Annotated in this window: 9 protein-coding genes; 2 read left to right on the top strand and 7 right to left on the bottom strand. The window is 56.2% G+C overall.

What is annotated here, in order from left to right:
- Positions 1-202 precede the first annotated feature (202 nt).
- The 5 genes from FDY93_RS11525 to FDY93_RS11505 form a co-directional block, all read right to left on the bottom strand.
- Complete coding sequence (locus FDY93_RS11525; RefSeq protein ID WP_425462490.1) at positions 203-1,951, bottom strand: carboxylesterase/lipase family protein; 1,749 nt, start codon at positions 1,949-1,951, stop codon at positions 203-205.
- Between the two features lie 29 nt (positions 1,952-1,980).
- Positions 1,981-2,709, bottom strand: coding sequence for an AMP-binding protein (locus tag FDY93_RS11520; protein WP_138235892.1), 729 nt, complete (start codon positions 2,707-2,709; stop codon positions 1,981-1,983).
- A gap of 25 nt (positions 2,710-2,734) precedes the next feature.
- Entirely contained in the window at positions 2,735-5,029 is a 2,295-nt protein-coding gene (locus FDY93_RS11515) for a TonB-dependent receptor (protein ID WP_220446173.1), read from the bottom strand.
- A gap of 35 nt (positions 5,030-5,064) precedes the next feature.
- Complete coding sequence (locus FDY93_RS11510; protein ID WP_138235891.1) at positions 5,065-5,892, bottom strand: alpha/beta fold hydrolase; 828 nt, start codon at positions 5,890-5,892, stop codon at positions 5,065-5,067.
- A 302-nt stretch (positions 5,893-6,194) separates the two neighbouring features.
- Positions 6,195-6,830, bottom strand: coding sequence for a TetR/AcrR family transcriptional regulator (locus tag FDY93_RS11505; RefSeq protein WP_138235890.1), 636 nt, complete (start codon positions 6,828-6,830; stop codon positions 6,195-6,197).
- A 240-nt stretch (positions 6,831-7,070) separates the two neighbouring features.
- On the opposite strand from FDY93_RS11505, the gene FDY93_RS11500 reads away from it, so the two are divergent.
- A complete protein-coding gene (locus FDY93_RS11500; protein WP_138235889.1) occupies positions 7,071-7,340 on the top strand; it encodes a hypothetical protein in 270 nt (89 codons plus the stop codon).
- A 56-nt stretch (positions 7,341-7,396) separates the two neighbouring features.
- Here the strand turns inward: FDY93_RS11500 and FDY93_RS11495 are convergent, their stop codons facing one another.
- Positions 7,397-7,612: a DUF3820 family protein gene (locus FDY93_RS11495; RefSeq protein WP_425462489.1), complete on the bottom strand. Its 216-nt coding sequence runs from the start codon at positions 7,610-7,612 to the stop codon at positions 7,397-7,399.
- Positions 7,613-7,817: 205 nt separating this feature from the next.
- On the opposite strand from FDY93_RS11495, the gene FDY93_RS11490 reads away from it, so the two are divergent.
- The gene (locus FDY93_RS11490; RefSeq protein ID WP_342776610.1) at positions 7,818-10,130 is read left to right on the top strand and encodes a S46 family peptidase; all 2,313 of its coding nucleotides are present in this window, start codon (positions 7,818-7,820) and stop codon (positions 10,128-10,130) included.
- A gap of 145 nt (positions 10,131-10,275) precedes the next feature.
- On the opposite strand, the gene FDY93_RS11485 is transcribed toward FDY93_RS11490, so the two are convergent.
- Positions 10,276-10,461, bottom strand: a complete 186-nt coding sequence (locus FDY93_RS11485; protein ID WP_138235887.1) for a hypothetical protein — start codon at positions 10,459-10,461, stop codon at positions 10,276-10,278.
- Between the last annotated feature and the right edge of the window lie 51 nt (positions 10,462-10,512).

Below are 10,512 nucleotides of genomic sequence, written 5' to 3'. Positions count from 1 at the left end.
TTTTATCATGCTCTGTCGTCTTTTGAATGGTGAAATTAAGAGCGAAGATAAATATGTTGTCTGGAATATTTGGGGATGGGAATGAATGGCGCTCGGCGCCCTTCTTGAGGAAATAGGAACTTCAGCTCCAATCTCCCAATAGCTCCGGGCCATGGGCAAGCTCTCTAGCCCGGAGAAGGTCATGAAATTTCCGGCAACTGCCCTATTGGTAAGTTACGTTCGCTTCTTCCAGTTGTACCTGGAAATGTGACATCAGACTCTCAGCCTGCTGCCGCTCGGCCTGACCAAGCTCGTTTAGCGCATTGTTTACGTCGGAGAGCCAAAAATCGTGAGAATTCGTATGCAAGTTGTTGTCGAGAATCAGACGTTTCTGGTAAATCCAGAAGTTGGACCAGTCATACCATTCAGGCAGCCCATCAAACCATTTGTTTGGATTCCCGGTTCGCATGAACTGGGCAATGTAGCGGATGAATTTATCGGATAGCTGCTGTCTTTGCGCCTGATTTTCAGCGGTGATCATATAGCGCATAAAGTCGGGTTGATCGGGACCGGGAAAATTGCCAAACAGGAACGGAAGATCCATGCCATGAATGGCACCGAAACTCTCTTTCCATGGCGGCGGCGCGTCGTCCCATTCAAAGTTGTAACGATAGATATCGCCCTGCATCAAGCGCAGATAGCGGCAGATATTGTCGATAGTCAGATCGACCGCCAAGCTCAGGGTGCGATGGACCGGATAATACGTGGGGTAGAGATCAGGCTCGATAATATCCGTTACCGTTAGGTTTTCCGGATTCTGGTAAATAGCCATGTCCCAGAGTTCTGCCAGCGAGGGTTTCAGATAGCCGGCGAGTGCGCCCGCAAACAGCGTTCCCTCATCGCCGGTCGTGCCGAGGATCATGGGTACCTTGTGGTAGCCACCGGCGATCAGATCCGCATAACCGGCCCACGGAATTACATGCCCATCGGTGAAATGCCCCATCACCACTGGGCTTGGTGTATGCCGCACAACGGCTTCTGCCGGCAGACTGCGAAGAAATTCCCGAATCCAGGCATCACTCTGGAGCAGACGAAACTGTACAGCAGACGACTTGTCCACCGCGTATCCATTCTCTATGAGCAGCCGGTCAATCACATCGTTGGATTGCACTTGTCCCAACGCTTTCGGGTAGGCGTTTGGTAAGCCGGACATGCAAAGCATGCGATCCACCAGTGCATCGGCCAGCGGCGATTGCAACAACCCCCAGGCATTGATGCATCCGGCAGACTGACCGGCAATGGTGACACTGTTCGGATTGCCGCCAAATTCCTCGATATTGTCGCGAACCCACTCCAGCCCCTTGATCAAGTCCAAGGTGGTGAAATTGCCCGAGTCGTCCTTCGGGTTCCCTTCTGCCAGTGCGCTGTTGTAGAACCAACCGAGACTGCCAACCCGATAATTGATGGTAACCACCACCGCATTGGCCTTTTGTGCAAAACTGGCGCCGTGATAGAGCACCTCGGATCCGGCACCAAATCGGTTGGAACCGCCGTGAATCCAGAACAGTACTGGTAGATTGTCGGCGCTGCTTTTCGGCCGCCATACGTTGAGATAAAGACAGTCCTCGCTGCCGATTGGCTGGTCAAAGGTTGCGGGGTCCGGGTCGCCAAAGAAGCTGCCGAGCTGCGGGCATAGGCTGCCGAATTGACTCGCGTCGCGAACACCGCTCCAGGGAACCGGGTCTCTCGGTGCGCGCCAGCGCAAGTCCCCTGTTGGCGCCTGAGCAAATGGGATTCCCCGCCATGACTGGGTATTGTGTTCATCGGCAACACCCTGAACCTGCGCACCACCCAAGGAGGAAATATTGCGCAATAAAGCCTGACTGTCTGCAGCATTGACTATTTGGCTGTTGCCATAGAATAAACCAATGAATATAAGTGTCTTTATCACTCGTAAGGCTAAGCGATACATCCATTGAGGTGCAACTGGGAAGGTATTCATTATTTTTTCCTCGTTTCGATTTCCCTGCGACGGCAGAAAATTCCGAAAGTTGCCTGGTGCTTTTCTCGCAGAAGTGATGTGGTCATCCGGCAACACGTTGTCAGATGACCACTGGTTGATTGGATATGGACGCGTCTATGCGGGCACTTGATAACATCCTTGGTTCTGTCGGTAATTCCCAGGTAACCATCGGGATCAATGGTGGCCACATCGCCCGTATCAAACCAACCGTCGGCGGTGAGTGCGGAAACTTCCGATTTGAAGTAGCGCTCGCAAATCCAAGGGCCCCGTACCTGCAATGCGCCGAAAGCTATGCCGTCGTGGGGCAAGCGTTTGCCGCCGTCGTCGACAATACGCATTTCCACCCCGAATGCGGCGCGCCCCTGTTTTAGCCGACGGGCTTTTCGCTCTTCCGGTGGAAGACTCTCCGGCAGCCAGCCATTGAAGGTACCCACCGGGCTCGTTTCCGTCATACCCCAGGCATGGTGGGTGTAGACTCCATGCCGCTCTTCAAACTCCTGCATGATCAACCATGGACATGCCGCACCGCCAACAATGACACGCTGCAGGCTCGGAATGTCCAGACCGGTTTCGCGCAGGTACTGCAGCAGCGCCAACCAAACTGTCGGCACTCCTGCGGCCGCATTAACCTGCTCTTCACGAATCAAGGTGCACAGGGTTTCGCCACACCCCATTTTCGCTCCTGGCAATACCAGTTTCGCCCCCATGACCTGCGCGGGTCCGGGGATAGTGTCAGAGGTCGATGCTCAGGCGCAGCGCCCACACCCGAGGGTCACCGTAGAAACCACTCACGATGGGGAAGCCCGAAGGCCGCAGGTCGTAACCGGTATTGAGATATTCCTCGTCGCTCAGGTTTCGGCCCTCAAGGGCGAGTTGCCAGCCTTCCGACACGGGAGTAAATACCACCGTCGCGTTCCAGAGCCCGTAAGCTTTCTGAAATACCATGTCGCTGAGATCCGTGGTCGGATAGACGTCATCGCGGTAGCTGTAGCTCAAGCGTGCGTCGATGTTTCCCCACGTGGTGACGGCAAAGCTGAAGTCACCATTGATTGTGTAGGCGAGTTCGGGGGTGTTGGTAAACTTCTGTTCATCGGCCACGTTCACGTCCGCGGAAATGTATTCCTGGTAATAGGCATCCAGCCAGGTGGCGTTGCCACTCAGGGCAAAATAGCTACTCGGTACCCATTGGTATTCCAGTTCCGCACCGCGGATCACACCGGCGCCGGCATTGGTAAAATCGCCGAAAAAGCTGTCTTTGTTACCGTCACCGGTGGTATCCACTCCAGTAAAGATACTGAGCTGAATATTCTCGTAATCGCTATAAAAGGCCGCGGCGTTCACACGCAGGGATTCGCTGATATCGGCTTTGATACCGAACTCATAACTGGCGACCTCCTCCGGCTTATAGGGATTTTTTGAGTCTGGCACCTGTGCGGTGTTCGCACGGATATTGAAACCACCGCTCTTGAACCCCTCACTGTAGCTGGCGTAAACCAGCGTAGTTTCGTTTAACTGGTGGTCCAGACCGATGCGCGGAGAAAAATCCGTCCAGGTTTCTGCCGCGTCGAAATCTGCAGTGACCTGTCCGTTGGGAGTGGTGAAGTCTGCATCCGCCATATTCTGGTTGAGCACTACCGCCCGCTTCTTCTCCCGGTTGAAGCGTCCCCCCAGATTGAGTGCAGTGCTGTCGGTCAGGTCATAGCTGAGGTCTCCGAACAACGCTGCCGCGTCTGTGTCCACATTGCCGCCACTGGCGCCGTAGAGCGCGACGGTCGGCCCGATGATGGACTCAAATCCCGGTGCGACCAGTACGGTTGGCAACCCGAAGCGATTGCGGATCTCACCACCGGCAGAGGCATCCAGCAGATAGAGCCCGAACACTCCACTCAGCCCGTCGTTGCTGTATTGCCACTGGAATTCCTGACTCAGCTGATCGTCGCATTGTTCCCCATCCACATCGGCGATTGGATAGGGGCCCAGGTCAAAATCTATGGCCTGTTTGAATTCACCTTCGCGGTACGCGGTGATGGATTTAAATGACCAGCGGTCGTTGCCCTGCCAACTGACGGTCACAGCGGTCCCGGAATTGTCGGTATCATTACTCTGATTGGCGAAGCCGTTATCCACATCGTAACGATGATCGCTGACCGGCAGCGGCGCTTCACCACTGAAGAAAGACTCAATGCCATTCGCCAGCATGCGCTGGGCGCCGGGTACCGCAGAACGATCATAGACCACGTCGTGAGCCAGGTTCACAGACCAGTGTGCGTCGGGACGCCACTCCAGCACCGCGCGACCGGCGTACAGCTGTTTGTCGGAGACTTCGACACCGGTGAGACGGTTTTTGCCAAATCCGTCGCGCTCGAACGATCCCACTGCCAGGCTTGCGTAAAGCGTTTCTGTCACCGGTGTACTGACTGACGCGGCAATATCCCGCTGGTTATAGCTGCCGAGTGCCGTCCGCAACGCAAATTCCGTGTCCTCACCAATGGGACGGCTGACATATTTGATAGCGCCGCCGATGGTATTGCGCCCGTAAAGCGTACCCTGAGGACCGCGCAGAACTTCCACGCGCTCTACGTCCAACATTTCCAGCAGTGCTCCCTGAGGGCGCGCCAGGTAGACGTCATCCACGTAAATTCCCACCCCGGGTTCGACTCCCCAAAGGGGATCCGACTGTCCTACGCCGCGAATATATGCTGTTACCGTGGAGCTGGTGGCGCGGGCCGGATAGACGGTGAGTCCCGGCACCTGGGATTGCAGGTCAGTCAGGTCGGAAATGCCGGCAATCAGCATGTCGCTACCACTGATGGCGCTGACTGCCTGAGGCACTTCCTGTAGAGATTCATCGCGCCGGCGCGCGGAAACCACGATCTCCTCGATTGCCTGTACATTCTTCTGCGTATCAAGGCCGCTCTGAGCCCAGACCTTAGGAGCGCCCATCGCACTAATGCAGCCGAGGCCGGCAATGGCCAGGGGCAGCACGTTTCTTTGAAATCCAGGTACTGCATTATTTTTATCAGTCATACCCAATTCCTCTCTCGCTATTTTTATGATTGAAATCAGTTGGCGGTCACCTGCGCTATCACAGCGCCCTCCTTCGCAGTGTGTGTGCGCAGAAATGTGCGGATGTTCAGATTGCACTGGTCCGGTGCATCCATCGGTGAGGCGTGGCCGGAATTTTCGATAACGGTAAGTTGCGCATTTCCCATCGCGGCGGTGTAGGCAGCCTTGTAGGCAATCGGTGTGTAATCCCGGTCTGCCGACAGAATCAAAGCAGGTACCGAACTGCCGGCTATGCCCGGCCAGACGTTGAAACGCCCGATCGCTCGCAGGATCTTGAGATAGGTGCCTCTGTCAGCGACGGCAATACTCTGCAGGAACTCTTCCCGCAGCGCCTGCTGCGCGGGGTTGGGAAACAGTTTCGGTGCGATGCGTTTCGCCAGCGCCGTCAATCCGCAGCTGCGGATCAGCAAGGCGCGCAGCGCTATCAGCAGCCACAGCCGCCAGCGCCCGGATTTCATGCCGGGCCCGGAGTTGATTACGGTTACCGTGCGCAGACGGTGCGGGTGGCTGGCCACCAGTTGCAGCGTCACCATGCCACCGAGGGAGAGCCCGGCCACATGGGCGCGATCAACAGCGAGATGATCCAGCAGTGCCAGCACATCGGCGGCGAGAACCTCCATGGTGACAAGTCCCGCCGCGGGGGCACTTTCACCGTGTCCGGGAAAGTCGAGGGTCAGTATGCGGAACTCACTGGCAAGGCTTGCTATTTGCGGCTGCCAGTCAGAGCCTCTGGAACCCAGACCATGCAGCAACAACAGGGGCTCGCCCTGCCCCCTGGTGTCGGAGAACTGCAGCTTGCGACCGTCACGGAAAAAATACGGCATGGATTGGTCTCACATCACGGTTGTTATTCTTATACGAGGCTTGTGTGCCCCGGCCATGTCTCGCCTGTAGCGCTTCGTTTCGACCGATGGCCGCGGTGGCCTCCTCTCGCTGGGGCTATCCATTTAAGGTCACCCCAAAAACGAAATCGGAATACGAATTCCGATACCGAAAGATTACTCCACCGGCTCGCCCTATGCAAGCGGGAGCAATTCATCAAAGGTGGAGATTTGCGCCTGCCACGTTAATCCGGCGACATGTCTTGCCGGATCAATGCCGGATCAATAAAAGACGCGGGAAAGCGTTAGCGCGGGCCGCGCAGATAGCCCAGCAGCAGCCGGGCGATTTCCCGCCGCAGAGATTCCGCCGGCAATTCGCCAAGAGTCCCGGTTACGGTATGCTGGTTCAGCGCCCCCAGCACCATTTGCACGCCGGAGGCCACGGCCTGGCGGGGATTGTCGTGCAGCACCTGATCCATGAACGGCGCGAGGCAATCGCAGGCCATCGAAGAAATATGAGTATTGAGTTGATGTACCCGGTCGCGAAAAGCCGCGCTGCGGGAGGCCCGTAATATGACCGCACGCAGCACTCCGCGGCGCCCGGTATAGACATCAATATAGGTGTCTGTCAGCAGACGCACTGCCTCGGCAAGGTCACGGCAGTCTGCGCCGGCTCCGCGCAGTGACGCGGTGGCATCCGCAAGCCGCTGCATGAACCGTTGCAGCAACAGCTGTGAGAGAGTGTCTTTGTCGCCCAGCAGCCGGTAAAAAGTCCCCACGGAAGACTCCGCCCGAGTCGCAATTTCCGCCACACTGGCTTCTTCAAACTGATTGGTGGCAAGCAGCTCTTCACCGGCCATCAACAGCCTTTCCAGGGCCTGGCGGCTGCGAACCTGGCTCGGCTCTGGCACCTGTACAAGCGTGAGATCAGGTTGCGACATAGCGTTTTTCCATTCTTCCCGACAACGTTTCACTACATTTCCAAGCCCCGCCCGGACCCGGCATGGGCGAGCTTACCCCATCGTCGCCGCGCGACATACGCTAAATATCTACCGCAAAGATTTTTGTGGTGGCGAAAACGCGACCATACACTGATTCCGACTAACGTCAGTCGATCAGGCTGAAGAGTGGTCGAAGACCATTCTCGCTGGTCCTCAAATGATCGCAGTGAAGGGGTATTTATGCAGATGCAATCAATCAAACGCTTGGGACTGGTGACGGTACTGGCAACCAGCCTCACCGGTGCGGGCTGTGCCAACATGAGCGATACCGACCGCCGTGTGGGCACAGGTATCGGCATCGGCGCGGTAACCGGTGCGCTGATCTCTGGTAGTCCCGGCGGTACCGCCGTGGGTGCGGCACTGGGTGGCGTCGGCGGTTGGCTGTATGACCGCGAGAAGAAAAGACGCTATTACTACGACAGCCGCGGTCGTCGCGTTTACGAACGCTAGGCGTTCAGTACTGTCAGCAGTGGGCCCGCGTGACGGGCTCACTGCACATCTACTCACTAGACCTTAAGGGGTTTGATCAGTCCTTCCAGCCCCTCGATTTTGACTTCCAGCGTCATCGCCATCAGGTGACCGAGCCTCCCGCCAGGAAAGCCTTTTTTCGCAAACCACAGCAGATATTCTTCCGGCAGGTCGATCAGGGGACGTCCGGAGTATTTGCCAAATGGCATGGGCGTACGGGCGATATCCAGTAAATCCTGCTTTTCGAACATCATTCCGCTCCCCGCGTTTCTCACCACAACTCGGTACACATTCTACACTGTGGGCTGATGACTTATCCCGTTGAGTTCACCCCCAATCTCAACAAGGATTCTTACACAGTAATTTCTGTGGCAGCATCCTGGATACATGGTCGCAAGTTTCGGCCGTACATTTTTTGAACGCAACACGTTTAATCCCGCCTACAGCGAAGGAATCACCGTGACAGACAACAAAATCACCCACAAACTCGGGCTGGCTCTCAGCATCGCCCTGCTGGCCGCCTGTGGCAAACCCGCGGACAACGACACGTCATCCCGCGGTTCCACTCCCTCTACCGCAACAAAAAGCACGGTCGCCAGTACACCAGACAACGTATCTACCGAGGGCATGTGGATGCCCCGCCAGTTGCCAGAACTCGGCGATAAGCTGCAAAGCCTCGGACTGGAACTCGATCCCAAAACCATGACGGATCTCACCCAGTTCCCGATGAATGCCGTGGTGAGCCTCGGCGGCTGTTCCGCATCCTTCGTTTCGCCGCAGGGCCTGGTGGCCACTAACCACCACTGCGCCTACGGCTCCATTTCCTATAACTCCACCGAAGACAACGATCTGCTAACCAACGGCTTCCTCGCCAAGACACTGGAGGAGGAACTGCCCGCGGCCCCCGGCTCCCGTGTTTATGTCACCGTGGACATGAATGAAGTCACCGATAAGATCAACAGCAAACTCAGCGACGACATGGACGGCGCCACCCGCTTCAAGGCTATTGAAGACGCACAGAAAGCCCTGGTGGCCGATTGCGAATCCGACCCGGGCCACCGCTGCGAGGTATACAGCTACTACGGCGGCGCCAGCTATTACCTGATCAAGCAACTGGCGATTCGCGACGTGCGCCTGGTACACGCGCCGGCGGCGTCCATCGGTAAGTTCGGTGGCGATATCGACAACTGGATGTGGCCCCGCCATACCGGCGACTACTCCTTCCTGCGCGCCTATGTCAGCCCGGAAGGCAAACCTGCGGACTTTTCCAAAGACAACGTGCCCTACAAGCCGAAACATTTCCTGAAAGTGGCCACCAAGGGGCCGGATGAAGGCGATTTTGTGATGGTGGCCGGTTACCCGGGCAGCACCAACCGCTACCGCACCGCGGAAGAAGTCAGCAACAACTTCAGCTGGTACTACCCCACCATGCAGAAAGTACTGGCGGAATGGTCGGAAGTGATAAGCAAAGCCACCGAGAACGACAAGGATGCCGCGCTTAAATATGCAAGCCTGGTGGCGGGTCTGAATAACTACGCCAAAAACTTCACCGGTATGATGGAGGGTTATAACCGCAGCGATCTTCTCGCCCGCAAGCAACAGCTGGAAAAAGATCTGCAGGCGTGGATCGAAGCCAACCCGGAAGCGAAGAAAAAATACGCTTCCGTTATCAGCGATCTGAAAAAGCTGATCAACGAAGAGCAGTCGACACAAGAGCGCGACCTGCTACTCGGTTACATGAATCGCTCCGCCATGCTCAGCACCGCACAGCGTTTGTACCGTCTGAGCCTGGAGAAGCAGAAACCGGATATGGAGCGAGAGCCGGGATACCAGGATCGCGATATGACGCGCTTTACCGAAAGCCTTCAGCGTATCGAACGCAACTTTACACCGGCGGTGGATCAGGTCATCTGGACCTATTTTATCGATCGTTACAACGCGCTGCCGCAGGATCAGCGTCTGAAGAGTTTCGATGAGTATTTCGCTGGCGACCTGAGCGGTGATGCACTGCAACAGAAGCTCGCAGCCATGTACGAAAAAACCGGCCTTACGGACACCAAAACCCGTCTGGCGTGGATGAAAAAATCACCGGAGGAGTTTCGCGCGAGCGACGATCCGTTCATCAAGCTGGCAGTCGCCACTTACGACGAACGCTATGCGATCGAACAGCGTACCAAGGCGATGGATGGAGAGTTTGCCGAAGTTCGCCCGAAATATATGGACCTCCTGATCGCCTACTATAACGAGCAGGGAAAACCGGTATACCCGGATGCCAACAGCTCCCTACGTCTCACTTACGGCCTGGTAAAAGGTTACACCCCACCCGCTGGCACCATTAAAGGCCCCGCCGATGGCAATGACGGTAAAGATAGCTTTGTGCCCTTCACCACCCTGCGCGGCATCGAGGCTAAGTACACTGGCGAAGACCCGTTCGATGCTCCCCAGGCACTGCTGGATGCCATCAAGAACCAGGATTACGGCCGATTCTACAAAGAGAGCCTGAACTCGGTACCGGTGAACTTCCTCAGCACCGTGGACATCACCGGCGGCAATTCGGGCTCCGCCACCATGAATGGTAAAGGTGAACTGATCGGCCTGGTATTCGACGGCACCTACGACAGTATCAATGCCGACTGGGACTTCAACGACAACACCCGCGCCATCCATGTGGACGTGGCATATATGCTGTGGGTGATGGAGAAGGTGGACCACGCAGATAATCTGCTTGAAGAAATGGGTGTTGCCGCGCCGAAGGAAAATAACACTCAGTAAACGAAAGCGTAAACGGCGCTCAAAACCTGTGTAGAAAATTCCCCGTCATCCCGGATCTGATCCGGGATCCAGCGGCAGAAAGGTCTCGATGCTTTCTGCCCTATTACATTACTGGATACCGGCCTGCGCCGGTATGACGGGAAGTCTAGAGTAATTTGGTCTTGGTTTGTCCACACCGCTGACAGCGGTATTCCGTTACCAGCTTTCCCTGTTTCACATCGAACTTACGCTCGGTCACCACCTTCCATTTGTGGAAACCGTCGCGACACAGGCTACTGCCTTTGTGCTTCTCCCACGCTGTTTTCTTTTTGAAAGGAATGACATCACCCATACCCGGATTCCCGTTACGAGCTTTTCTGGGGGCCTGCTTGCAAGCGAACCC

The sequence above is a fragment of the Microbulbifer harenosus genome, from assembly GCF_005771435.1.
GTDB classification, from domain to species: domain Bacteria; phylum Pseudomonadota; class Gammaproteobacteria; order Pseudomonadales; family Cellvibrionaceae; genus Microbulbifer; species Microbulbifer harenosus.
The sequence above is the reverse complement of the archived record's forward strand: the minus strand, read 5'-3'. Positions and strand labels throughout refer to the sequence as shown.

Excerpts from the sequence above, each read along its gene's own strand:
- FDY93_RS11485 (WP_138235887.1), bottom strand. The coding sequence starts at position 10,461 with ATGGGTGATGTCATTCCTTTCAAAAAGAAAACAGCGTGGGAGAAGCAC.
- FDY93_RS11495 (WP_425462489.1), bottom strand. The coding sequence starts at position 7,612 with ATGATGTTCGAAAAGCAGGATTTACTGGATATCGCCCGTACGCCCATG.
- FDY93_RS11520 (WP_138235892.1), bottom strand. The coding sequence starts at position 2,709 with ATGGGGGCGAAACTGGTATTGCCAGGAGCGAAAATGGGGTGTGGCGAA.
- FDY93_RS11525 (WP_425462490.1), bottom strand. The coding sequence starts at position 1,951 with ATGTATCGCTTAGCCTTACGAGTGATAAAGACACTTATATTCATTGGT.
- FDY93_RS11505 (WP_138235890.1), bottom strand. The coding sequence starts at position 6,830 with ATGTCGCAACCTGATCTCACGCTTGTACAGGTGCCAGAGCCGAGCCAG.
- FDY93_RS11510 (WP_138235891.1), bottom strand. The coding sequence starts at position 5,892 with ATGCCGTATTTTTTCCGTGACGGTCGCAAGCTGCAGTTCTCCGACACC.
- FDY93_RS11515 (WP_220446173.1), bottom strand. The coding sequence starts at position 5,029 with ATGACTGATAAAAATAATGCAGTACCTGGATTTCAAAGAAACGTGCTG.
- FDY93_RS11500 (WP_138235889.1), top strand. The coding sequence starts at position 7,071 with ATGCAGATGCAATCAATCAAACGCTTGGGACTGGTGACGGTACTGGCA.